Here is a 24,267-nt window from a genome sequence, read left to right as displayed (position 1 = left end):
GCCTGGGCGCGGTGTTGCGGCGGTCGCGGCCGAAGCGCGGCCCCGAGGGGCCGCCGCAAGGCCCGGGGGCCAGCGTGGGATGACGGAGATGACGAGGCGCCGGTGACCGTGGGGTCGCCGGTGGCGGGCGGGAGCACGGATGTCCACTGAGGTGACCGAGGTGACGACGGCGGACGGGGGGACGGACCTCCCCGGGACGGCGGCCACCGTCCCGGAGGCTGCGGGCGCCGTCCCGGGACCGTCCGGCGGCGCCCCGGGCGCGGTGCCCGACGGTGTCCCCCGGGCGGCGCGCCCGGACGTGAGCGGGGCCGCGTCCACCGCGCCCGGAAGCACGACCGCGAGCCCGCCCGGGACCACGGCCACGAGCCAGCTGGGAAGCGCGAGCGCGGACGGGACCACGACCGGGAGCACGGCCGCGAGCCCGCCTGGAAGCCCGGACGGCACCGGCGGCTCCGCCGGGTACGACCTGCGTCATCACGGGGACGCGGAGGTGCGGGACGACGGACGGGCGCTGACGGACCTCGCGGTGAACGTCCGCACGGGGACGCCGCCCGGCTGGCTGCGGGCGCGGCTCGTCGACTCGCTGGCCTCCCTGGCCGCCTATCCCGACGGCCGGGCGGCCCGGGCGGCGGTGGCGGCGCGGCACGGGGTGGACCCGGGGCGGGTACTGCTCACCTCGGGGGCCGCCGAGGCGTTCGTGCTGCTCGCGCGGACGCTGTCGCCGCGCCGGGCGGTGGTGGTGCACCCCCAGTTCACCGAGCCGGAGGCGGCGCTGCGGGACGCGGGGCACCGGGTGGAGCGGGTGCTGCTGAGCCCGGCGGACGGCTTCCGGCTGAGGGCGGAGGCGGTGCCGGAGGACGCGGACCTCGTGGTGGTCGGCAACCCGACCAATCCGACGTCGGTGCTGCACCCGGCGGACGAGTTGCTGCGGCTGGCCCGGCCGGGGCGGACGCTGGTCGTGGACGAGGCGTTCATCGACGCGGTGCCCGGGGAGCGGGAGGCCCTCGCGGGGCGGGACGCCCCCGGGCTGGTGGTGCTGCGGAGCCTGACGAAGACCTGGGGGCTGGCCGGGCTACGGGTGGGGTACGTGGTGGCCGGGGCGGAGACCGTGCGGCGGCTGGAGCGGGCCCAGCCGCTGTGGCCAGTGTCGTCGCCGGGGCTGGTGGCGGTGGAGGCGTGCGTGTCGGAGCGGGCCCTCGCGGAGGCGGAGCGGTTCGCCGTGGAGGTCGGCGCGGACCGGGAGCTGCTGCTCGCCGGGCTGGAGCGGCTGGCTCCGGCGGGGGTGCGGGTGCACGGGGTGGCGCGGGCGCCGTTCGTACTGTTCCGGGTGGCCGACGGGCTCGGGGTGCGGGCCCGGCTACGGGAGTCCGGGTTCGCGGTACGGCGTGGGGACACCTTCCCCGGGCTGGGGCCGGAGTGGCTGCGGGTGGCGGTCCGGGACGGCGGGACCACCGCGCTCTTCCTCAAGGCGCTGGAACGTGCGCTGGAACCTGACGCAGGAGGGCGGACCGGCTGATCAGCCGGTCCGCCGACCCGGCTGGGACGGCGGACCGGCCGAACGGGGAAGGGGACGGTTGGGCGGCGGGCGAAGGCGCGGGCTGCGGGCCGCGCGCCACCCGGTCCACCTGGTCCGCCCGGTCCGCCCGGGATACGGACCCGATGCCCGGGCGGCACGGGTGACCCGGGTTGCGCGGGCGGCACGAGTGACGTGGGCGGCACAGGTGACGTGGGTGACGCGACCGCTGATCCGCCCTACGGCGGTGCCGTCGCCCGGCTGCGCGCTCCGCCCCGGCGGGCCGGGCCGTCCCCCGAACGGATCGGTGGCCGGGCCCGGGCCCGGCCGCCCCGGCCACCGGACCGCCCGGTGGGGCGCGGTCCGGTGGCCGGGCAACCGGGTGGACGACGGGTCCGGCGGGCGACCGGGCCCGGAGGACGGCCACCGGACCCGGGCCGGGAGCGTCAGTACCCGGCGGGTGCTGACGAAGGGCCGGTGGGTGACGTGGTCCCCCGGGCGACGACCGCATCGGTCCGGAGCCGGAGGACGACCACCGGGACCGGCGAGCACCGGGACCGGGCGGGCGTCGGCCCGATGGGCGCCGGGACCGGACGCCCGCAGCCGGGATGAACGTCAGGCCGGACGGGGACGGCGAGGCCGGAGCGGGCGTCCGTCAGGGCTGGCGACGGGCCCGGCGGGTGAGGTAGAGCGCGCCCGCGCCCCCGGCCAGCAGCAGGGCGGCGCCCCCGGCGAGGTAGGGGGTGGCGGAGCTGCCACCGGTCTCCGCGAGGTTCTCCCCGGGCCCGGTCTGCGGCTTGGTGCCCTCCTCGGGCTTCTCCCCGGGCTTCTCCTCCGGGCGCTCGGCCGGGGCGGAGGGCTCGGCCGGGGGCTCGGCCACGGCGGGCGCGGCGGGCGTCCGGCACGTGGCCCCGGCGAGGGTGACCGTTCCGTTCACCTCGGAGACGTTCAGCTTCAACGGGTTGACCGCGACCTTCAGTTCCAGGGCGGTCGCGGCGGCCGTCCGGCTGGTGGTGGACCGCTGGGAGAGGTCGAGCCGGACCTCTCCGACCCCCGGGACCTCGACCCGGGTGGTGCCCCCGGCGGTGAGGGTGACCCGCTTGCCGAGCACGGTGACCCGCCCGAGGACGTTGGACTCGGCGACCGGTCGCCGTCCCACCGCGCAGAGCGCCTTGGCGGTGACCTGCTCGGCCTCGATGAGGGAGACCAGCGGCAGTCCGGGGAGGTTGACCTTGGCCCGCACGAGCCGGGTGGACCCCTCGGCGCGCTTCTCGTCCACGGTGGCCCGGGCCTGGGCGACGTCGGCGCGCAGCACGGTGAACGGCTGTCCGCCCCCGACCCCGTCGAGCCGGGTGGTGAGCGCGGTCTTGTCGGCGCTGGCGGGTGCCTGGACCTCGTTCAGGGAGACCTTGAGCGGGACGTTCACGGTCTTGTCGAGCAGGGAGACGTCGAGCCCGGTGCGCAGGACGACGGCGCTCGCCCCGCCGGTGCCACCGGTGGCGTGCGCGGTGGTCGCGCCCGCGAGGACCGTGGGCGCGGCGGCCAGTGCGGTGGCGGCGGCGGTCACGCCGAGACGGCGCGCGGGCAGGCGGAAGGCGTTGCTGATCACGGTGGTGGGACCCCCACGAGAGACGTTCGGAACGAGAACGACGGGTCGCCCGGGACGCCGCCCCGGGGACCGGGACGGGCGGCGACCGCGCCGTTGGAGTGAATCCTTACGCACCGAGAGTGAACGGACGGCAACCTGGCGTGAGTTCACCCCAAAGGGGGGTTTTCGCCATCTTGTTTGAATGACCGGGCACGGACGTTCACTTCCGTCACCCGGACACCGGTCGGACGGGGAGCGCCGCCGCCCGGGCGCGCCCCCCGGCGGCGCGCGCCGTCACCCCCGTGGAGCGCCCTCGCGCCGCCGGGTGACGTCACGTCAACACCGTGCCGGACGGGGTCGGACGATCGGTTCAGCCGACGATCCGGCCGCGCAGCACCACCCGTCGGGGTGCGGCGAGCACCCGGACGTCGGCCCGGGGGTCGTCCCCGTACACCACGAGGTCGGCGGGGGCGCCCTCGGTCAGCCCGGGGCGGCCGAGCCAGGCGCGGGCGCCCCAGGTGGTGGCGGAGAGCGCGGTGAGCGGCGGGATCCCGGCGGTGACGAGTTCCGCGACCTCGGCGGCGACGAGTCCGTGCGCCAGCGAACCGCCCGCGTCCGTCCCCACGAAGACCGGCACCCCCGCGTCATGGGCGGCCCGGACGGTGTCGTACCGCCGGGCGTGCAGCCGTCGCATATGGGCCGACCAGCGGGGGAACCGGGCCTCGCCGCCGTCCGCGAGCCGGGGGAAGGTGGCGATGTTGACGAGGGTGGGCACGATGGCGACGCCGCGCTCCGCGAACAGCGGGATGGTCTCCTCGGTGAGCCCCGTGGCGTGCTCCACACAGTCGATGCCCGCCTCCACCAGGTCCCGCAGCGAGTCCTCGGCGAAGCAGTGGGCGGTGACCCGGGCGCCCAGCCGGTGGGCCTCGGCGATCGCCGCCCCGACCGCGTCGCGCGGCCAGCAGGCCGTGAGGTCGCCCGCCTCGCGGTCGATCCAGTCCCCCACGAGTTTGACCCAGCCGTCCCCGCGCCGGGCCTCGCGCGCCACGTAGGCGACGAGGTCGGCGGGTTCGATCTCATGGGCGTAGTCGCGGATGTAGCGGCGGGTGCGGGCGATGTGGCGGCCCGCGCGGATGATCCTGGGCAGGTCCTCGCGGTCGTCGATCCAGCGGGTGTCGGAGGGGGAGCCCGCGTCCCGGATCAGCAGGGTCCCGGCGTCGCGGTCGGTGAGCGCCTGCGCCTCGGCGGTGGCGGCGGGCACCGGGCCGTGGGCGTCGAGCCCGACGTGGCAGTGGGCGTCCACCAGTCCGGGCAGCGCCCAGCCCCGGACGGTCACGACCTCGCGCGCGGTGACGGGCCGTTCGTAGGTGATCCGGCCGCCGACCGCCCACAGCTCGTCCCGGACGTCCTCGGGCCCCACCAGCACCCGCCCCGTCACGTGCAGCACCGTGTGATCCGTCATACCCGCACCCTAGGTCCTGACGTCACGCCCCGGTCTCTCCGTCTCTCCGTGGCCCTCCGCCGTCCACCGCCCCTTCCGTCGGCCGGACTCCGGGACGCGACGGCGGTCCGGCGACGGTCCGGCGGCCGGGGGCGACGACGGGCGGGCGGTCCGGGGCCGTCCGGCGGGGACGGCGGCGGCCCGGGGGCCCGGGATCCGGGGCCGACGGGCCCGTCGGCCTCCCTCCCGGCACGTCCGCCACCTGCGGTTACCCTCATGGCGTCCCGTGAACGTGCCACGGGCGTTCGATGACCGGAGAGAGCGACACCGTGACCCACCCCCTTCTCGACCTGCCGCCCCTGACCGCCGACCGCTTCGCCGCGATCGAACGGCGCGTGGCGGGGCTGCTGGGCACCGGACAGGACGTCGTGATCACCCAGGGCGAGGCCCTGCTGCCGCTGGAGGGGTGCATCCGGAGCGCGGCGGGCCCCGGCACCACCGCGCTGAACGTGATCACCGGCCCGTACGGGCAGACCTTCGGGAACTGGCTGCGGGACTGCGGCGCGCGGGTCGTGGACCTCGCGGTGCCGTACCACGCGGCGGTGACCCCGGATCAGGTGGCGCGGGCGCTGGCCGACCACCCGGAGATCGACTTCGTGTCGCTGGTGCACGCCGAGGCGGCGACCGGCAACACCAACCCGGTCGCGGAGATCGGTGAGGTCGTCCGGGGGCACGGCGCGCTGTTCATGCTGGACGCGGTGGCCTCGGTGGCCGCCGAGCCGCTGCTGCCCGACGCCTGGGGCGTGGACCTGTGCGTGATCGGGGCGCAGAAGGCGATGGGCGGGCCGGCCGGGGTGTCGGCGGTGTCGGTGAGCGGGCGGGCGTGGGAGCGGATGGCCGCGAACCCCCGGGCGCCCCGGCACTCGTACCTGTCGCTGCTCGACTGGAAGGAGCGGTGGATCGACGCGGGGCGCACCGCGCTGCTGCACGCCCCCGCCCAGCTGGAGATGCTGGCGCTGGAGGCGTGCGTCGAGCGGATCGAGTCCGTGGGGCTGGACGTGGTGATGGAGCGGCACGCCGCCGCCGCGCGGGCGGTCCGGGCGGGCGCGGTGGCGCTGGGCGCGGGGCTGGAACCGTACGTCCACGAGGCCCGGGACGCGGCGCCGGTGGCGACCACGCTGCGGGTGCCGGACGCGGTGGACGCCTCGGCCGTGGTGGCGCGGGCGAGGGCGCTCGACCCGGGGGTCCCGCTGGTCGCCGGGGGCGGCGCGCTGGCCCACGAGATGATCCGGGTCAACCACTACGGACCCGACGCCTCCCCGGAGGCCGTCGAACGGTCGCTCGCCGCGCTGGGCGCGGCCCTGGCGGGCTGACGCCCGGACAGCCGGACAGCCGAACGGCCCGCTCCGCCGCACACGGTCCGCGCCCCGCACCCCGGGGCGCGGACCGTCGCCGTTCCCGGGCGCGGACGCCGGTTCCCCGGTCCGGGTTGCCTGACCCGCCGTGAATTCGGAGTTATTTTCCGGATGATGAACCCCTATTCTCCTGCCCGGTCCCGCCAAGGCTAAACAAAGGGATTCACTGCGCTTTCGCGAACCCCCGGAAGCCATCCTTCCGCACCTTTCCAGCACCATCCCGCACGCCTTGTGACCCACTCCACAACACTAGCGATTCACCCGATAAATCCCGCACAAGAGGTACTTTTCGCAGCGTTTTCGCGCACCCACGCACACCCGCGCGATAACACGTGACCGCTCGCCACGTAACCCCACCGCCGCATGCGATCCAAAGAATTGGTCGGTAAATTGAATTCGCATGACGACGGCACAGGCAGACCTGCGAGAGAAATTCCGAGAAATGCCCGCCGGATTGCGGATCGACCGTCCGGAGGTGGCCGACGGGGCCGCCGTGTGGCGGCTGGCCCGCGACTCCCGGACCCTCGACCTCAACTCCTCGTACAGCTACCTCCTGTGGTGTCGTGACTTCGCCGACACCTCGGTGGTGGCCCGGGGCGCGGACGGGACGCCGGTCGGATTCGTCACCGGGTACGTCCGTCCCTCCCGGCCGGACACCCTGGTGGTCTGGCAGGTGGCCGTCGACACGGCGCACCGGGGCCGGGGGCTGGCCGCCGCACTGCTGGACGGTCTGATCGCGCGGGTCGCCGCGAACCGCGCCTGCGCCCCCGTCGCGCTGAACCGGGTGGAGACCACGATCACCCCCGGCAACACGGCCTCCGAGCGGCTGTTCACCTCCTTCGCCGAGCGGCACCGGGTCCCCGTCACCCGTGAGGTGCTCTTCCCCGCCGGGGCGTTCCCGGACGGCGGCCACGACCCCGAGGTCCTCTACCGGATCGGTCCGTTCACCGGCTGACCGACGGCGCCCCGGGCCTCCCCGCCCACCAGGAACGCGCCCGCCGCCCGTACGCGCCCGCCGCGCCACCCGGCCCCGCACCACCCCGCACATCCGCCGCGCACCACGCACCGCCCAGGAGAGCACCGTGACCACCACCCAGCCCCAGCAGAGCGTCTTCGAGTCCCTGGAGTCGGAGGTGCGCAGCTACTGCCGCGCCTGGCCCACCGTCTTCGACCGCGCCCGGGGCAGCCGGGTGCACGACGAGGACGGCCGCGAGTACCTCGACTTCTTCGCGGGCGCCGGTTCGCTGAACTACGGCCACAACAACCCGGTCCTGAAACGGGCCCTGCTCGACTACCTGGAACGGGACGGGATCGCCCACGGCCTGGACATGTCTACCAGCGCGAAGCGGGCGTTCCTGGAGTCCTTCCGGGACCTGGTGCTGCGGCCCCGGGACCTCCCGTACAAGGTGATGTTCCCCGGGCCCACCGGCACCAACGCCGTGGAGTCCGCGTTGAAGCTGGCCCGCAAGGTGAAGGGCCGGGAGTCGATCGTGTCGTTCACCAACGCCTTCCACGGGATGTCGCTGGGCTCCCTGGCGGTCACCGGCAACGCCTTCAAACGGGCGGGCGCGGGCATCCCGCTGGTGCACGGCACCCCGATGCCCTTCGACCACTACCTCGACGGCCGGGTGCCGGACTTCCTGTGGTTCGAGCGGCTGCTGGAGGACCAGGGGTCGGGGCTCAACCACCCGGCGGCGGTGATCGTGGAGACCGTGCAGGGCGAGGGCGGGATCAACGTGGCCCGCCCCGAGTGGCTGCGGTCCCTCGCGGACCTGTGCGCCCGCCGGGACATGCTGCTGATCGTCGACGACATCCAGATGGGGTGCGGCCGGACCGGCGCGTTCTTCTCGTTCGAGGAGGCGGGCATCGTGCCGGACGTCGTCACGGTCTCCAAGTCGATCAGCGGCTACGGACTGCCGATGTCGCTCTGCCTGTTCCGTCCCGAGCTGGACGTCTGGGAGCCCGGCGAGCACAACGGCACGTTCCGGGGCAACAACCCGGCGTTCGTGACGGCGACCGCGGCCCTGGAGACGTACTGGTCGGACGGGCCCGCGATGGAGAAGCAGACGCTCTCGCGCGGGCAGCGGGTCGAGGAGGCGCTGGGCGCGCTGGCCGACGAGCACCGCGCCGAGGTCAAGGAGCACCGGGGCCGGGGGCTGGTCTGGGGCGTGGAGTTCCACGACCGGGGCCGGGCGGCCCGGGTGGCGCGGCGCGCGTTCGAGCTGGGGCTGCTGATCGAGACCTCCGGACCGCAGGGCGAGGTCGTCAAGCTGCTGCCCCCGCTGACGGTCACCCCCGACGAACTGGACGAGGGCCTGCGCACCCTGACCCGCGCGGTCCACGACACCGCCTGACCCCGCCCACCACGGACCACACCCACACGCACGCTCACGGAAAGGCGGCACACCGAGTGATCGTCCGATCGTTCAAGGAGATCGAGGGAACGGACCGGCACGTGAGGTCCCGTTCCGGGACCTGGGAGAGCAAGCGGATCGTGCTCGCGCGGGAGGGCGCCGGCTTCTCCCTCCACGAGACGGTCCTCTACGCGGGCACCGAGACCTCGATGTGGTACGCGCACCACGTGGAGGCGGTCGTCTGCGTCGAGGGCGAGGCGGAGCTGACCGACGAGGAGACCGGCGAGAAGCACCTGATCACCCCGGGCACCATGTACCTGCTGGACGGCCACGAGCGGCACACCCTGCGGCCGCTGACCGACTTCCGGTGCCTGTGCGTGTTCAACCCGCCCGTCACCGGGCGCGAGGACCACGACGAGAACGGCGTCTACCCGCTGCTCACCGAGGAGGGCTGACCATGACCGCCACCGCCGCCGACCGCGTCGACCCGTATCCGAGCCGGGGGACCGCCGAGGTGTCCGTCCCGCGCCGGGACCCGGTCGTCTGGAACCGGCTGGACGCCCCCGGCCCCTTCACCCGGGACGATCTGACCGGGTACGACCGGGACGGCTTCGTCACCGTCGATCCGCTGCTCGCCCCCGACGAGGTCGCCCGGTACCGCGCCGAACTGGACCGGCTGGTGGCCGATCCGGCGGTGCGCGCCGACGAGCGGTCGATCGTGGAACCGTCGTCGCGGGAGATCCGCTCGGTCTTCGAGGTGCACCGGATCAGCGAGGTGTTCGCCGGCCTGGTGCGCGACGAGCGGGTCGTCGGCCGGGCCCGGCAGATCCTCGGCTCGGAGGTGTACGTCCACCAGTCCCGGATCAACGTGAAGCCGGGGTTCGGGGCGTCCGGGTTCTACTGGCACTCGGACTTCGAGACCTGGCACGCCGAGGACGGGCTCCCGGCGATGCGGACGGTGTCCGTGTCGATCGCGCTCACCGAGAACCTCGACACCAACGGCGGACTGATGATCATGCCCGGTTCGCACCGGACGTTCCTCGGCTGCGCGGGCGCCACCCCCGAGGACAACTACCGGCGGTCGCTGCGGATGCAGGAGGCGGGCACCCCGTCCCCGAAGGCCCTCACCACCCTCGCCGACCAGCACGGCATCCGGCTCTTCACGGGCGCGGCGGGGTCGGCGACCTGGTTCGACTGCAACTGCATGCACGGCTCCGGGGACAACATCACGCCCTATCCGCGCAGCAACGTCTTCCTGGTCTTCAACAGCGTGGAGAACGCGGCCCTGGAGCCCTTCGCGGCGCCCGTCCGGCGCCCGGAGTACATCGGCGCGCGGGACTTCACCCCGGTGCGCTGACGCGTCGGACGCCTTCGGACGCCCCGGCGGGGCAGCGGCCCGGCAACGGCGCCGCCGTCCCGCCGGGCCCGGTCACAGCAGACCGAGCAGCCGGTCCACGTCGGCCTCGGTGTTGTACAGGTGGAAGGCGGCCCGCAGGTTGCCCGCGCGGTCGGAGAGTTCCACGCCCGCGTCGCTCAGCCCGCCCTGCCGGGCGCCGAGGCCGGGCACCGACACGATCGCGGACCCCGGGGACGGCACCGGCTCGTGGCCCAGCGAGGCGAGCCCCGCGCGGAAGCGGTCGGCCAGCGCCAGGTCGTGGGCCCGGATCGCGGCGGTGCCCAGTTCCTCGACGAGGGTGAGCGAGGGCAGCGCCCCCGCGAAGGAGAACACGCTCGGGCTCTCGTCGAACCGGCGGGCGGAGCGGGCGAGTTCGGTGACCGGCCCGTAGCAGCTCGCCCAGGGGTCCTCGCCGGACGCCCAGCCGGTGAACACCGGCCGCAGCCCGCCGAAGTCCTCCGGGACGACGAGGAAGGCGACCCCGCGCGGGCACATCAGCCACTTGTAGGCGACGGCGGACACGAAGTCGTACTCCCCGGCGTCGAACTCCAGCCACCCCGCGCCCTGCGAGACGTCCAGATAGGTGCGCGCCCCGTGCGCCCGCGCGGCCCCGCGCACCGCCGCCAGGTCGGCGACCCGGCCGTCCGCCGACTGGACCGCGCTCAGCGCCACCAGCCCGGTGGTCGGCCGGACCGCGTCCGCGATCCGTTCCAGCGGGACCTCCCGGACCTTGAGGTCCCCCCGGGTGTGGAAGGCGGCGACCGTGGAGCTGAAGTCCTGCTCCACGGTCAGCACCTCGGTGCCCGGCGGCAGCGAGGCCGCGATCAGCCCCGTGTAGACGGAGACGGAGCCGCCCGCCGCCACCCGGGAGGCGGGGACCGAGAGGATCCGGGCGAAGCTCTCCCGGCTCGCCGCCACGTCCGCGAACATGTCGACCGGGAGGCCCTGGGCCGCGCCCTCCACGGCCGCGCGCATCGCGGCCACGGTCCGGGCGGGCAGCAGGCCCGTGCTGGCGGTGTTCAGATAGGTGGTCCGGGGGGCGAACTCGGCGCGGAGCGGGGTTCCGTCAAGAGTGTCCATGTCCTCCACTGTGCCCGTCCCCCCGCCGCCCGGTCCATCGGGATTCGGGGCCGCGCCCGGTGCCGCTCCCCCGCGCGGCGGAGCGGGATCGTCCCCGGGTACGACGCGTGCCGACGGGCCGGTAAGGGAGGTTGGGCTCATGACAAACCACCCCGACGCCCACGGCGCGTCCGGCGTCCAGGGCCCGCCCGGCGCGCCCCACGGACACGACACCTCCGGCGCGCCCGGCGGGTCGGACGCCGACGCCGCACCCGCGACGAGCCGTCCGCGCCGGGTCCTGCGCGCGGTCGCCATCGGCTCCTGTCTTCCTTACCTCGCGCTGAAGGCGACCTGGCTGGCGGGCGTCCACGTGGGCTTCCCCGAGGGCAGTCCGTTCCTCGACCACCCGGCGCGGCTGGTCGTCCTCAACCTGGTGACCCTGCTGATGGACGCCTGCGTGGTGGTGCTCGCGCTGCTGCTGACCCGGCCCTGGGGGCGGCGGGTCCCCGGCTGGCTGCTGCTGGTGCCGATGTGGGTCGCGGCCGGGCTGCTGACCCCGATCGTGACCGTGTACCCGCTCCAGTCGCTGGTGGGCCTCCTGGGCGGCGGGGACGCGGCGGGCCTCGCGGACGGCGGGGCGTCGGGGGGCGCCCCGCCGCTCGCGGAGTGGGTCTTCGCGCTCGTCTACGGCGGGTTCATCCTCCAGGCGATCGCGCTCGGCGGGCTGTTCGTGGGGTACGCCCGGGACCGCTGGGGGGCACTGTGGCGGGGCCGGACCGGGGGACCTCCGCCGACCCCGGGGATCCGCCGGACCGCCGTCGCCGCGGCGGTGGCCGCCGTGACGCCCACCGCGCTGCACCTGCTGTGGGCGGGCGGCGGGGACTTCGGGCTGGGCGCCCGCTCGGCCGCCGAGCGGGGTGCCGACCGGATCGTGATGGACGCCGTCATGTCCCTGTTCCCGGTCGCAGCGGCGACCGGGGCGGGTCTGCTGGCCTTCCGGGCGGCGGCCCGGACCGGGTGGGCGCCGCTCGCGCTGACCTGGCTGGGCTCGGGCGCGGCGGCCTGCTGGGGCGGCTGGCTGACGCTCGCCGCGCTGGCCCCCATGGACCCCGCCGACCGGGTCGGCGGGCCGGTGTTCCTCGCCTACGGCGGACAGGTCGTCACCGGGGTGCTCGCCGCCGCCGTCCTCGCCCGGGTACTGGGGCGGCGCGCGACGGCCCGACGCGGGCTGGTCCCGAACGGGGTCGTCCCGAACGGGGTCGTCCCGGACCGGGCGGTGCCCGGCCGGGCCCGGGGCGGTGCGGGGTGATCCGTCCGCTCTCCGTGGCGGCGTCCACGCTGTTCGGGGCGCGCGCCCGCCGCCGTTGGGTCCATCTGGTGATCGGCGGGGCCTTCGCGATGCCGTATCTGATGACGGGTTCGGTGCTGCTGGGGATCTTCGGGATGGGCGGCGAGCGGATGGCCCTGGTCGGCACCCTGTGGGAGCAGTGGCTCTCGCTCGCCGCCGGGCTGCCGCTGGCCGCGCTGACCGCGCTGTTCCCGCTGGCCCGCCCGGTGGCGGTGGCCGCCGTCCGGGCCCTGCGGGTGGTGGACGGAACGGACTCCGGCGCCCTGGCGGAGGGCCCCGCCCGGTCCGCGGCCGACCGGGGCCGGACCGCCCTCTGGTTCGCGCTGCACCTGGGCGTCGGGGTGGTCATCAGCGGGATGACCCTCGCCACCGTGCCGTTCGGGCTGGTGCTCGTCGCGCTGCCGCTGGTGCCCGCCCTGCGCGGCGACAGCCTCGGGGCCCTCTCCTTCCTGGACTCCGGCTGGCCGCTGGCGCTGGCCCCGCTCGGCGGGCTGGCCTCGCTGGCCGCGCTGGCGCTGTGCGCGGCGGGGGCCGGGGCGGTGCTGGCCCGCGCGGTGCCGGTGCTGCTCGGCCCGGCCCGCTCCGATCTGCTGGCGGCGGCCGAACGCCGGGCCGCCGACCTCGCGGTGCGCAACCGGCTCGCCCGGGAGCTGCACGACTCGGTGGGGCACGCGCTGAGCGCGGTGGGCCTCCAGGCAGCGGCGGCCCGCCGTCTGCTGGACCGCGACCCGGAGTTCGCGCGGAGCGCGCTCGCCGCGATCGAGGAGACCACCCGGCGCACGGTCGGTGAACTGGACGCGGTGCTCGGGGTGCTGCGCGACGCCGACGACGAGGTCCCGACCGCGCCCGCGCCCACCCTCGCCGCCGACCTCGACGGGCTGCTGCGCCGCACCCGGGCGGCGGGCGCCCGGGTGGACACCGCCCTGGACCCGGGGCCGCACGGCTTCGGCGCGCTGCCGCCGCAGCTGAACCGGGAGGCGTACCGGATCGTCCAGGAGGCCCTGGGCAACGCGCTGCGGCACGGGGACGACGGGGTCCGGGTGACCCTGCGGATCGCGGTCGCCGAGGAGGTGGAGATCGTGGCGGAGAACCCGCTGCCCGGCCCCCGGTCCGCCCTCGAAGCCCCGCGCCACCACGGCGGCCACGGACTGCGCGGGGTCGCGGACCGGGCCCGGCTGCTGGGCGGCACCACCGAGACCGGCCCCCGGGACGGCCGCTGGCGGGTACGGGTCCGGCTGCCGCTCACCGGCCCGTTGACCGGAACGGCGACGACCGCGCCGACCGGGGCGGCTTCGGGTGACCGGGACGACCGGGAGAACGCGTGACGGGAACCCGTCGGCCCACCCGTACCGTTGGGCCGCAGCATCCGCTCGACCTCAGGGGGACACCGAGATGACCACACCACCGTCCGGGGACGGACGGCCGCCCGTCCGGATCGTGCTCGCCGACGACGAGACCATGGTGCGCACCGCGCTGCGGGCGATCCTGGAGGCCGAACCCGACCTCACCGTGGTCGGCGAGGCCCGCGACGGCGCCGAGGCGGTCACCGTGGTGCGCCGGACCCGGCCGGACGTCGTCCTGATGGACGTGCGGATGCCGGGCATCGACGGGATCCGCGCCACCGAACGCATCCTCGGGGACGAGGGCCCGGCGCCGAGGATCCTGGTGGTGACGACGTTCGAGAACGACTCCTACGTCTACGAGGCGCTGCGCGCCGGGGCGTCGGGGTTCCTGCTGAAGCGCACCGACGCCGACGCGCTGGTGCAGTCGGTCCGGCTGGTGGTGCGCGGGGACAGTCTGCTGTTCCCGGCCGCGGTGCGGGCGCTCGCCGCCGGACACGCCCGCGCCGGGTCGGCCGCGCCGCCCTGGGTGGCCCGGCTGACCGGCCGGGAGGCGGACGTGCTGCGGCTGATGGCGCGGGGGCTGAGCAACGCGGAGATCGCCCGGCGGATGGAGGTCGGAGCGGCGACCGTGAAGACCCATGTGGCGGGGGTGCTGGCGAAGACCGGGGCCCGTGACCGGACCCAGGCCGTGATCGCCGCCTACGAGGCCGGAATCGCGGGCGGGAACTGACGACGGGAACCGCTCCGGCCGGGTCGGGGCGTGCCCGGCGCCCCCGGTACCCGGCCTCCGGTCCCCCGGCCTTGCCCGGTCCCTCAGTCCAGGGACTTGCTCATGAAGAGCGCGATCTCCCCCTCGGCGGGGGTGCCCACGTAGAGGCTGGTGTCGAGCCCGCAGACCGCGAACCCGAGCCGTCGGTAGGCCCGTACGGCGGGGGCGTTGACGTTGGTGACCTCCAGCCAGAGGGTCCGGGCGCCGATCCCGCGCCCGTAGGACTCGGCCCGGCCCATCAGGGTGCCGCCGAGCCCCCGCCCCCGGTACTCGGGGTCCACGGTGATCTGTTCGACGTGGAGGCGGCGGTTCCACTCGTGGTGGGTGACGGTGACGAAGCCGACGACCCGGTCCGCGTCCACCGCGACGACCGTGTGGTGGAGGTCGGGGTCGCGGCGGTCCCGGTCGTTCTCCGGGTCGGCCGGGTACTCCTTGCGCAGGGGCGGCCGCACGGCCACGCTGCGGACGTCGAACCCGTCCTCGCCCGCCGTCACGTGGAGGACCCGGTCGGTGGTGAAGGAGTCGTCGAGGGCGTCGATCCGGTCGTAGTCGGCGCTGTTCGCCACACGCATATCGATCATCGGGCCAGTTTCCCAAAACCGGGGGGAGCATGGGTGGGTGACCGAACCGACGGGTGACGCCCGCTTCCGTATCCGCCGACTGGACCTCGGGCACTTCACCCGCCCGGCCGGGGAGACCGGCACCGGTCAGGCCCGTGCCGAGGCCGTCCTCGCCTATCTGGTGCGTCACCCCGGCGGTCTGCTGCTGTTCGACTCAGGGGTGGGCGAGGGCAGTCCGGAGGCCGACGCCCATTACCGGATACGGCGCCGCTCCCTGGACGGGGCGCTCCGCGCGGCGGGCGTGTCCGCCGCCGACCTCACCGCCGTCGTCAACTGCCACCTCCACTTCGACCACTGCGGCGGCAACCCCGCGCTCGCCGGGCGCCCGGTCCTCGTCCAGCGCACCGAGCTGGCCGCCGCCCGGGCCGGTGGGTACACCCTCGATCCGCTGGTGGACTTCCCCGGGGCCGTCTACGTGGAGGTGGACGGCGAGGCGGAGGTGGCGCCGGGGGTGCGGATCGTGCCGACCCCCGGCCACACCGACGGCCATCAGTCGCTGCTGGTGGGCACGGTCCTGCTGGCGGGGCAGGCGTACGACCTGGCCAGCGAGTACGCGTGCGCGGAGCTGGCCCGGACGGAGGGCGCCCCGGCCCCGTGGCGCGGCTGGCTGACCCGGGTGGCGGAGCTGGGCGCGGAGCGCGTGTTGTTCGCCCACGACCGGTCGGTCTGGACGGCCGCCGACCCGGCCGGGGGATGAGTCCGGGACCCCGTCCGTGGGGCCCGGGCCGCCCGCTCCGGGCCCGGACCCACGGACGACGGCCCCCGCCGCGCCTCCGACGGCCGCCCGGACCCGCCGAACGGGTGCGTTCCCCGGTGCGGACCGGTCGACCGGGGGAACGGCACGGCGGCACCGTTCGTTACGTCGGCATGACAGCTATGACCCCCGGCTCGAACCTTCCCCTCACCGCCGCCAAGGTGGCGGTCGACGTCGCCGCCCCCGTACGGCTCGACGTTTCGGGCCTGCTGCTCACCGCCGACGGCAAGGTGCGCTCCGACGACGACTTCATCTTCTACAACCAGCCCGCGGGCCCGGGGGTGACGTACCGCTCGGGCGGCGGTGCGGCGCCCGACGCGATCACCATCGACACCGCGGCCGTCCCGCCGGGCATCGAGAAGATCGTCATCACCGCGAGCCCCGACGCGGCGGGCCAGACCTTCCAGGGCGTGGAGCCCACGGCGACGGTCCGCGACGCCGCCGGCGGGGCCGTCATCGCGACGTTCACCCCGCCCCGGCTCGACGCCGAGACCGCGCTGGTGATCGTGGAGGTCTACCTCCGGGGCGGGGTGTGGAAGGTGCGCGCGGTGGGCCAGGGCTACGCCAACGGCCTGGCGGGCATCGCCACGGACTTCGGGGTCTCCGTGGAGGAGCCCGCTCCCGCACCCGCCGCGCCCCCGGTGGCCGCCGCCCCGGTGACTCCCCCGGCCGCCCCGGCGCCGGTCGCGCCGCCCGTCCAGGCCCCGCCGCCGCCCGTGGCCGCGCCCGCCGCCCCGGCCCCCGGCACGGGCAAGATCAACCTCGACAAGGGCCGGGTCAGCCTCCAGAAGAACCAGACGGTGTCCCTGGTCAAGGGCGGCCGTCCGCTGCTCAGCCAGGTCAAGATGGGCCTCGGCTGGGAGCCCGCGTACCGGGGCAAGGACATCGACCTGGACGCCTCGGTCATCGCCTACGGACCGCAGCGCAACCACCTCGACAGCTGCTACTTCGGCAAGCTCTCGATCCTCAACGGGTCGGTCAAGCACTCCGGCGACAACCTCACCGGCGAGGGCGCGGGCGACGACGAGGTCATCCTGGTGGACCTCGGCCGCCTCCCCCAGGAGGCCACCGGCCTGGTCTTCACGGTGAACTCGTTCTCGGGCCAGAAGTTCACCGAGGTCGCCAAGGCGTACTGCCGTCTGATCGACGCCGCCAGCGGCGAGGAGCTGGCCCGCTTCGACCTCACCAGCGCCCAGCCCCAGACGGGCGTCATGATGTGCAAGCTCATCCGCCAGTACAGCGGCGAGTGGGAGATGACGGCGCTCGGCGACTTCGTCAAGTCCCGTACCGTGCGCGGGATGGTGAAGCCGGGCGCCCAGATCCTCTGACCGGTCCGCCCGGCGGCCCGCCCGTCACCGACCGCCTGACCGGCCCTGACCGGCACCGACCCAGCTCACCGCCCGACCGTGCCGCGGGGCCGGAACGGCTCCCGGTCCGGCTCGGCCCCAGGGCGGGGCGCCCGGGAACGCGGAACGCGCGTGGGCCCGGTCCGGCGATCGGCCGGACCGGGCCCACGGTCATGAAACCCGGTGCCGTGCCCGCCTCTCGGGGCACCGGCACCGGACCGCCGAGGCGGGAAGCCCGGTGCCGGGAGGGGGCGAAGCCGGGAAGACCAGTGCCTGGGTCGGAAACCGTGTACCGGGGTCCGGAAGGACGGGGCCGGAGGACGGGAGGGAGGGACGAGCCGCGCGGACGGCGCGAGGGGGTACGGGTCAGGAAGCCCGGTGGGAGCGGGCCTTGAAGGCCGCCTTGCGGGCCCGCTTGGCCACCGCCTTGTCCGGGTGCAGCCGTCCCATCGCCTCCAGGACGTCGGCGGTCGCCGGGTGCCCGACCCGCCACACCACGTCGAAGAACCCGGTGTGCTGGGCGGCGAGGCCCTCCACCAGGGCCCGCAGCTCCTCCGAGTTGCCCTCGGCCGCGAGCTGGGCGGCCACCGTGTCCACGGTCAGCCAGAAGATCATGTCCTCGCCGGGCGGCGGTACGTCGGACGCGCCCTGCTCGGCGAGCCACACCCGGGCCAGCCCGCCCAGCTCCGGGTCGTCCAGCACCTCCCGGAGCGCGGGTTCCGCCGGAGCGCCGACCAGGGAGAGCGCCTGCTGACAGCGGAGCCTGCGCAACGGTCCGCCCTCGTCCTCGCCGCGCGCGGCGGCCAGCAGCTCCCGGGCGGCGGCCAGCGGTTCCCGTCCGGCGAGCCAGCCCTCGGTCTCGCCCCGGGCCGCCTCGGCGGGGAACCCGGCGGTGCGGTCGAGGAGGACGTCGGCGCCCTTGTCCGCGAGTTCCCCGACGACGGGGGCGTCCACGCCCGCCTCCACCATCCGGGCGCGCACCCCGTACAGCCCGAGCGGGGTGAGCCGCACCATGCCGTACCGGCTCACGTCGATGTCGTCGAGCGCGCCGTCCGTTCCCGGGGCGCCCTCCTCGTCGACCTCGGCCATCAGCGCCTCGTCCACCGGCTCGTAGTCGACCAGTCCGATCGGCACGAGCATCCGGAACTGCCCGTCGAGCCGGAGCATCGCGTCGGACACCTCCTCCAGGACGTCGTCGGTGGGGTCGCCCATGTCGTCGGGGACGATCACGGAGGCGGCCAGCGCGGGCAGCGGCACCCGTCCGTCGGCGGGGCCGTCCGCGCTGACGGACAGCAGGTAGAGGGCGCCGAGCACGCTGTCCAGGAAGTCGGCCTCGGCCTCGGGGTCCCAGTCCAGTTCGGCGAAGTCGACGGTGCCGCCGTCCTCCAGGGCGGCGGCCAGGTCCTCCAGATCGGGCACGCCCGCGTCGGCGAGGACGGTGTCCAGGGCGGCGAGCCACAGTCCGAGGACGTCCCCCGGGGCGCCGGAGGTGACGAGCGCCAGCTCCTCGCCCTGGATGGCGACCCCCGCCTCGTCGTCGTAGGCCCCGTCCCCGTCCGGACCGTCCGCGCTGACCGGGCCGTGCTGCTCGTCCTCGTCCTCGATGATCTCGACGAGTCCGGTGTCCACCGCCACCCGCCACGCCTCACTGGCGTCGGCGAGGGCGTCCTCGACGGCCTCGCGGTCGGCGGTCCCCTCCGGGGCCCCGGCGGGGAGGAGCCCCAGTTCGGCCGCCGCCTCCGGGAGCAGTTCCGCGACGAGTTCGCCGCCCGCGCCGACCCGGCTGTCGGGGCCCGCCCAGCGCGCGAGACGGACGGCTCGGGAGAAGAGCGGGGAGGCGAGCGCGTCCCGGGCGAGTTCCGCCTCGGAGCTCAGCAGCACCGGGGGCAGCGAGGAACGGTCGGTCATCGGTGGGGTCTCCTCAGGCGTACGGTCCGGCCGCTCAGCCTAGACGGGTTTGGCACCCCGCCCTCCGGTTCATGTACCCGTCAGACAACGCACAGGTCGGGGACCTTGACAACTCCCCGGTGGACGCAAGAGATTGACGCGCGTAGAAACCGTTCGGTAACCACGCCGTGCCCCGGTGTCGGGCCGTCCGGGCGGTTCCCGGCCGTTTCCGCCCCCTCTCGACCCCCCGTTCACCACCCGCACCCCGGAACACCCCGACACCACCACGCCGCTCCCGCACCACCCCCGCACCGCACCACCCCGCGTCCCCGGGCGGTCACCGCCGTACCGGTCCGCGCCCCACCCACCCCGGAGGGATTCCCTTGCCGCGCAGCACCCCGTCCCGTCTGGTCGCGCTCACCGCCGCCGCCGTCTGCTCCACAGTGACGTCCGTGGTCCTGACCGCCCCGGCACACGCGACGACGGCCGCCCCGGTCGCCATCCACGACGTCCAGGGCACCACCCGCACCTCGCCGCTGGTCGGCACCCAGGTCACCGACGTCTCCGGAGTCGTCACCGGGATACGGACGTACGGCTCGTCGCGGGGCTTCTGGTTCCAGGGCGCGGCGGACGACGACCCGGCCACCAGCGAGGGCCTGTTCGTCTTCACCGGGTCCACCCCGACCGTGGCGCCCGGCGACGAGGTGCGGGTGTCGGGCACCGTCTCCGAGTTCGTGCCCGGCGGCACCGCGAGCGGCAACCAGTCGCTCACCCAGCTCAGCCGTCCCACCGTGACCGTGGTGTCCTCGGGCAACCCGCTGCCCGCCCCCGTCACCCTGGACCGCCGCAGCGTCCCGGACGCCTACGCCCCCACCGGCGACCCCGCCGCGGGCGGCTCGGTCAACGGGCTGACGCTGCGTCCGGACGCGTACGCGCTGGACCGCTACGAGTCCCTGGAGGGCATGAACGTCCGGATCGGGAGCGCGCGCGTGGTCGGCGCCACCGCCTTCAACGAGCTGTGGGTCACCGTCAAGCCCCGGGAGAACGACAACCGGCGCGGCGGCACGGTCTACGGCTCCTACGACGACCAGAACGGCGGACGGCTCAAGGTCCAGTCGCTGATCCCGGTCGCCGAGCGGCCGTTCCCCTCCGCCGACGTGGGCGACGTGCTGAAGGACGGCGCCGAGGGCCCCCTGGACTTCAACCAGTACGGGGGCTACACCCTGACCGCGCGGACGCTCGGCACGGTCGTGGACCGGGGCCAGGAGCGCGAGTCGGCCCGGCCGCAGCACCGCCGCGAGCTGTCGGTGGCCACCTACAACGTCGAGAACCTGGACGCCGGCGACCCGGCGGCGAAGTTCGAGGCGCTCGCCGAGGGCGTCGTCCACCGTCTCGCCTCGCCGGACATCCTGGCGCTGGAGGAGATCCAGGACGACAACGGGCCCGTCAACGACGGCACGGTCGGCGCCGAGGCCACGATCCGGGCGTTCACCGACGCCATCGCGGCCCGGGGCGGCCCCCGCTACGCCTGGCGTTCGGTGGACCCGGTCTCCGGTCAGGACGGCGGGGAGCCGGGCGGCAACATCCGCCAGGTCTTCCTCTTCAACCCCGAGCGGGTGTCGTTCACCGACCGTCCCGGCGGCGACGCGACCACCGCGACCGGGGTGACCCGGGTGGCGGGCAAGGCCGCGCTGACCCTCTCCCCCGGCCGGGTCTCCCCCGCCTCCGAGGCGTGGACGAACAGCCGCAAGCCGCTCGCGGGGGAGTTCGTCTTCCGGGGCCGCAGCGTCTTCGTCATCGCCAACCACTTCGCGTCCAAGGGCGGGGACCAGGCGCTGACCTCGAAGTTCCAGCCCCCGACCCGCTCCTCCGAGGTCCAGCGGCACCGCCAGGCCACCGAGGTCAACTCCTTCGTGAAGGACCTCCTCGCCGTCCAGCGCGACGCCGACGTCATCGTGCTCGGCGACGTCAACGACTTCGAGTTCTCCCGCACCACCCGGCTGCTGGAGGACGGCGGCGCCCTGTGGTCGGCGATCCGCTCGCTGCCCGAGGGCGACCGCTACTCGTACGTCTACCAGGGCAACAGCCAGGTCCTCGACCAGATCCTGGTCAGCCCCTCGATCCGGGCGGGCCGCTTCTCGTACGACAGCGTGCACATCAACGCCGAGTTCGCGGACCAGGACAGCGACCACGACCCGCAGCTGCTCCGCCTGCGGCGCTGAGCGCAACGGCCCCGGGTCCCGGACGGTTCGCGTCCGGGACCCGGGGCGGTCAGCGGGGGACGAGGACAGGTGCCCAGCGGTCCTCGCCGTTCTCCTGTCCGGCTCCGGTGAGCGGCGTCGACCGTTTGGTGCGGAGGTCGACCAGGGTCAGCCGACGGGCGCCCTCCAGCTGATCGCAGTCCTTCGACTGACAGCGCCAGACGATCACCCGGTGCTCGTCCGGCCAGGCGAGCGGCACGTCAAGGACCTCCAGTCCTGGGAATCTCCCGCTCCATCCCTCCTCCTTCCTTTCGGAAGAGTCGACCAGGTTCCCGTTGAGGTCTCGGGTACCGGCACCGTTCGGGGTCACGTCTCGTTGCGAGACGGGAGGAAGGTACCCGCCCTCCCGGTAGGGAACGAGGACCCGCCTGCCATCGGGGGTCCAGTCGTAGTCCGGCCGGGAGAAGGGATACGGCAGGATGTGCCTCCTCCCGAAGGCGGGTTCGAAGTCGATCGGCTCCTCCGTCTCATGCCACTTCTCCCGCCCGGTGGCGATGTCGATGATGCCGAACCCGGTCCGGTCAATGGGGAAAACCCCCGTCATGGGGGGTGCCGTGTCCGGGTCCGTCCCGTACGAGGTGGCGACCAACCGGGTTCCGTCCGGTGAGAAGGCGACAGCGGCGATCTTCTCGCGCACCGGGATCCAACGGGTGACCTCACCGGTGTCCAGATCCACCAGGCCGATCCGGCGCGTAGGCAACGGACCCTCCAGCACGGCGGCGGTACGCAGCCCCGGCGCCACGTCCAGATACGCCCAGGGGGCGGGGACGTAGGTGTCCGACGACCGGTCGAGCAACCAGTAGGAGCGCCGCACGGAGGTGTCGCCGTTCGGCAGCCTCCGAGTGGTGACGGTGTAGTAGGCACCGACGGCGAGGCTCCCGGCGGCGATCAGCGAGTCCGGGACCGGGTCGTTGGGCGAGGCGATCACGTCGGAGTCCCTCTCGGCCTTCGCGGGGTCCGACTCCATCGGCAGCCACGGCAGCATCGCGTCGCCCACCAGACTCAGCACCGCGAGCACCGCCACGACCGCCGTCACCACGGCGGCCCGCACCCGGCGGGCCCGGCGCCGCGCGGCGAGCACCCGGTCGGCGAGGTCCACGGGGGCGGGGGCGGTCCCGTCGGCGACCTCCCGGAGGGTGTCCCTCAGCAGGCTCTCGACGGTCACCGGGCCACCTCCCCGTAGACCCCGCCACGCGCCCACGACGGCTCGGGGCGGGACGCGTCCGACGGGCCGTCGGTCCCGGTCAGCGTGGTGATCTCCGGGGCGAGGGTGCGCAGCCGGGCCAGCGAACGGTGGGCGGTGGAGCGGACGGTGCCCACCGAACAGCCGAGCGCGTCGGCCACCTCGGCCTCGGGGAGGTCCTCTAAGTACCGCAGCACGAGGACGGTGCGTTGGCGGGGGGTGAGCCGGGCCAGGGCGGCCAGCAGGACGATCCGCAGTTCGGCGGTGTCATGGGCGTCACCGGTCTGGGCGGCGGCGTCGGGGGGCTCCGCGACCGTCAGCTCCCGCCGGGGCCACTTCAGCCGCCAGCGGTCGACCTGCTGCCGGTACAGGACGCGGCGGACGTACGCCTCGTGGTCCGTGATCCGGTGCCAGCGCCCCACGACCTTGAGCAGGGCGCTCTGCAACAGGTCCTCGGCGGCGTGCCGGTCCCCTCCGGTCAGCAGGACGGCGGTCCTCAGCAAGGCGGAGGAGCGGCTGGCCACGAACGCGCGGAAGTCCTTCTCCTGCTCGGCATTCATCGACACCTTCCCCGATCGGCGGGCGCCCCGGCCGGAGCGCCTCCACCTCCGGGGACGGGTGGGCGCCCGGTTCGCTATGCCACCGCCGGGACGTTTCTCCCCGGGCGACGACCGCGACGGGCGCGGGTGAGCGGGAACGGCGACGGGCGGCCCGTACGGCCGGATGACCGGCCGGGCGGACCGCCCGTGACACCTTCGCGCCCCTGACGGGCGGAGCGGATCAGTTGTGGCTGTGGAGCACCTCGTTGAGGCCGCCCCAGACCGCATTGTTGGGCCGGGCCTCGACCGCGCCGGTCACCGAGTTGCGGCGGAAGAGGATGTTCGAGGCGCCGGACAGCTCGCGGGCCTTGACGATCTGGCCGTCGGGCAGGGTGACCCGGGTCCCGGCGGTGACGTACAGCCCGGCCTCCACCACGCACTCGTCGCCGAGGGCGATGCCGACGCCCGCCTCCGCGCCGACCAGGCAGCGCTCGCCGATGGCGATGACGACGTTGCCGCCGCCGGAGAGGGTGCCCATCGTGGAGGCGCCGCCACCGATGTCGGAGCCGTCGCCGACGACGACCCCGGCCGAGATGCGGCCCTCGACCATAGAGGTGCCGAGCGTCCCGGCGTTGAAGTTGACGAAGCCCTCGTGCATCACGGTGGTGCCCGCGGCGAGGTGGGCGCCGAGCCGCACCCGGTCGGCGTCCGCGATCCGCACGCCCGTGGGGACCACGTAGTCCGTCATCCGGGGGAACTTGTCGATCGAGGTGACCTGGAGGTGCAGGCCCTCGGCGCGGGCGTTCAGCCGGACCGTCTCGATGGTGTCCACGGCGACCGGGCCGAGCGAGGTCCAGGCGACGTTGGCGAGCAGCCCGAACACCCCGTCGAGGCTCTGGCCGTGCGGCTTGACCAGCCGGTGGGAGAGCAGGTGCAGCCGCAGATAGGCGTCGTGGGCGTCGAGCGGCTTGTCGTCCAGGGAGGAGATGACCGTACGGACCGCGATCACCTCGACGCCACGGCGGGCGTCGGTGCCGAGGGCACGGGTGGCGGCCTCGCCGAGCAGTTCGCCCGCGCGCTCGGCGGTCAGCCGCTCCGTTCCGGCGGGTCCGGGCCCGTCGGCGAGCTCCGGGGCGGGGAACCAGGTGTCGAGAACGGTGCCGTCGGGGGTGACGGTGGCGAGCCCGGCGGCGACGGCGCCGGTGGTACGTGCGGGAGTGGTGTCGGTCATGAGGGCAACCTAACCGGCGGAACGGCCGTGAGGCGAACCGGTGTCCGGACGGCGGACCGGCGAGGGTGAACGGACGGCGGCGGACGGACGAAGACCGCCGGCGGACACCCGGCGGCGGGCGGGGGACACCCACGGAACGCCCGCCCCCGGGAACACGCCCGAGGGGCGCCACCGGATCGCGGTGGCGCCCCTCGAAGGCGGGTCGTACGGGATGCGTACG

20 protein-coding genes are annotated in these 24,267 nt (G+C 75.0%); 12 read left to right on the top strand and 8 right to left on the bottom strand.

Translation table 11 applies throughout. The features are described 5' to 3' along the window. The first annotated feature begins 466 nt into the window (after positions 1-466). Positions 467-1,516, top strand: coding sequence for an Rv2231c family pyridoxal phosphate-dependent protein CobC (gene cobC, locus ACVWNX_RS27370; protein WP_454414964.1), 1,050 nt, complete (start codon positions 467-469; stop codon positions 1,514-1,516). A gap of 652 nt (positions 1,517-2,168) precedes the next feature. Here the strand turns inward: cobC and ACVWNX_RS27365 are convergent. Then, positions 2,169-3,122, bottom strand: a complete 954-nt coding sequence (locus ACVWNX_RS27365) for an SCO1860 family LAETG-anchored protein (RefSeq protein WP_454410806.1) — start codon at positions 3,120-3,122, stop codon at positions 2,169-2,171. A gap of 349 nt (positions 3,123-3,471) precedes the next feature. After that, on the bottom strand, positions 3,472-4,563 hold the full coding sequence (locus ACVWNX_RS27360) for an amidohydrolase family protein (RefSeq protein ID WP_454410804.1): 1,092 nt from the start codon (positions 4,561-4,563) through the stop codon (positions 3,472-3,474). A gap of 308 nt (positions 4,564-4,871) precedes the next feature. On the opposite strand from ACVWNX_RS27360, the gene ACVWNX_RS27355 reads away from it, so the two are divergent. The 5 genes from ACVWNX_RS27355 to thpD all read left to right on the top strand — a co-directional run bounded on the left by ACVWNX_RS27355 (position 4,872) and on the right by thpD (position 9,668). Next, positions 4,872-5,915: a pyridoxal-phosphate-dependent aminotransferase family protein gene (locus tag ACVWNX_RS27355; protein ID WP_454414963.1), complete on the top strand. Its 1,044-nt coding sequence runs from the start codon at positions 4,872-4,874 to the stop codon at positions 5,913-5,915. Positions 5,916-6,357: 442 nt separating this feature from the next. Continuing rightward, entirely contained in the window at positions 6,358-6,912 is a 555-nt protein-coding gene (ectA, locus tag ACVWNX_RS27350) for a diaminobutyrate acetyltransferase (RefSeq protein ID WP_454410803.1), read from the top strand. 127 nt (positions 6,913-7,039) lie between these two features. Beyond that, positions 7,040-8,311 (top strand): diaminobutyrate--2-oxoglutarate transaminase, encoded by a 1,272-nt coding sequence (gene ectB, locus ACVWNX_RS27345; protein WP_454410801.1) that lies wholly within the window; start codon positions 7,040-7,042, stop codon positions 8,309-8,311. A 56-nt stretch (positions 8,312-8,367) separates the two neighbouring features. Beyond that, a complete protein-coding gene (locus ACVWNX_RS27340; RefSeq protein ID WP_454410799.1) occupies positions 8,368-8,766 on the top strand; it encodes an ectoine synthase in 399 nt (132 codons plus the stop codon). Between the two features lie 2 nt (positions 8,767-8,768). Then, entirely contained in the window at positions 8,769-9,668 is a 900-nt protein-coding gene (gene thpD / locus ACVWNX_RS27335; protein ID WP_454410798.1) for an ectoine hydroxylase, read from the top strand. Between the two features lie 72 nt (positions 9,669-9,740). On the opposite strand, the gene ACVWNX_RS27330 is transcribed toward thpD, so the two are convergent. Next, positions 9,741-10,787 carry an aminotransferase class V-fold PLP-dependent enzyme gene (locus ACVWNX_RS27330; protein WP_454410797.1) on the bottom strand — a complete coding sequence of 349 codons (1,047 nt, stop codon included), beginning with the start codon at positions 10,785-10,787 and terminating at the stop codon, positions 9,741-9,743. Positions 10,788-10,926: 139 nt separating this feature from the next. Between ACVWNX_RS27330 and ACVWNX_RS27325 the strand changes: the two genes are divergently transcribed. From ACVWNX_RS27325 to ACVWNX_RS27315, 3 genes are all read left to right on the top strand, one after another. Next, the gene (locus ACVWNX_RS27325; protein WP_454410796.1) at positions 10,927-12,075 is read left to right on the top strand and encodes a hypothetical protein; all 1,149 of its coding nucleotides are present in this window, start codon (positions 10,927-10,929) and stop codon (positions 12,073-12,075) included. Continuing rightward, positions 12,072-13,439 carry a sensor histidine kinase gene (locus ACVWNX_RS27320; protein ID WP_454410795.1) on the top strand — a complete coding sequence of 456 codons (1,368 nt, stop codon included), beginning with the start codon at positions 12,072-12,074 and terminating at the stop codon, positions 13,437-13,439. The genes ACVWNX_RS27325 and ACVWNX_RS27320 overlap by 4 nt, the downstream gene beginning before the upstream one ends. Before the next feature lie 67 nt (positions 13,440-13,506). Continuing rightward, positions 13,507-14,187 (top strand): response regulator, encoded by a 681-nt coding sequence (locus ACVWNX_RS27315; protein WP_454410794.1) that lies wholly within the window; start codon positions 13,507-13,509, stop codon positions 14,185-14,187. Positions 14,188-14,270: 83 nt separating this feature from the next. On the opposite strand, the gene ACVWNX_RS27310 is transcribed toward ACVWNX_RS27315, so the two are convergent. After that, on the bottom strand, positions 14,271-14,807 hold the full coding sequence (locus tag ACVWNX_RS27310) for a GNAT family N-acetyltransferase (RefSeq protein ID WP_454410793.1): 537 nt from the start codon (positions 14,805-14,807) through the stop codon (positions 14,271-14,273). 37 nt (positions 14,808-14,844) lie between these two features. Here ACVWNX_RS27310 and ACVWNX_RS27305 point away from each other — a divergent pair, with 37 nt between their 5' ends. Continuing rightward, positions 14,845-15,543, top strand: a complete 699-nt coding sequence (locus ACVWNX_RS27305; RefSeq protein WP_454410792.1) for an N-acyl homoserine lactonase family protein — start codon at positions 14,845-14,847, stop codon at positions 15,541-15,543. A gap of 179 nt (positions 15,544-15,722) precedes the next feature. Further along, a complete protein-coding gene (locus ACVWNX_RS27300; protein ID WP_454414962.1) occupies positions 15,723-16,928 on the top strand; it encodes a TerD family protein in 1,206 nt (401 codons plus the stop codon). Positions 16,929-17,312: 384 nt separating this feature from the next. Here ACVWNX_RS27300 and ACVWNX_RS27295 read toward each other — a convergent pair whose 3' ends face one another. Then, a complete protein-coding gene (locus tag ACVWNX_RS27295) occupies positions 17,313-18,854 on the bottom strand; it encodes a hypothetical protein (protein WP_454410791.1) in 1,542 nt (513 codons plus the stop codon). Positions 18,855-19,216: 362 nt separating this feature from the next. On the opposite strand from ACVWNX_RS27295, the gene ACVWNX_RS27290 reads away from it, so the two are divergent. Continuing rightward, positions 19,217-21,055: an endonuclease/exonuclease/phosphatase family protein gene (locus ACVWNX_RS27290; protein WP_454410790.1), complete on the top strand. Its 1,839-nt coding sequence runs from the start codon at positions 19,217-19,219 to the stop codon at positions 21,053-21,055. Between the two features lie 49 nt (positions 21,056-21,104). Here the strand turns inward: ACVWNX_RS27290 and ACVWNX_RS27285 are convergent, their stop codons facing one another. The 3 genes from ACVWNX_RS27285 to dapD all read right to left on the bottom strand — a co-directional run bounded on the left by ACVWNX_RS27285 (position 21,105) and on the right by dapD (position 24,047). Then, positions 21,105-22,259 carry a hypothetical protein gene (locus tag ACVWNX_RS27285; RefSeq protein ID WP_454410789.1) on the bottom strand — a complete coding sequence of 385 codons (1,155 nt, stop codon included), beginning with the start codon at positions 22,257-22,259 and terminating at the stop codon, positions 21,105-21,107. Next, a complete protein-coding gene (locus ACVWNX_RS27280) occupies positions 22,256-22,837 on the bottom strand; it encodes a SigE family RNA polymerase sigma factor (protein ID WP_454410788.1) in 582 nt (193 codons plus the stop codon). The genes ACVWNX_RS27285 and ACVWNX_RS27280 overlap by 4 nt, the downstream gene beginning before the upstream one ends. A gap of 220 nt (positions 22,838-23,057) precedes the next feature. Beyond that, positions 23,058-24,047, bottom strand: a complete 990-nt coding sequence (gene dapD / locus ACVWNX_RS27275; protein WP_454410786.1) for a 2,3,4,5-tetrahydropyridine-2,6-dicarboxylate N-succinyltransferase — start codon at positions 24,045-24,047, stop codon at positions 23,058-23,060. Positions 24,048-24,267 lie beyond the last annotated feature (220 nt).

This window comes from Streptomyces sp. JNUCC 64 (assembly GCF_054484115.1).
The sequence above is the reverse complement of the archived record's forward strand: the minus strand, read 5'-3'. Positions and strand labels throughout refer to the sequence as shown.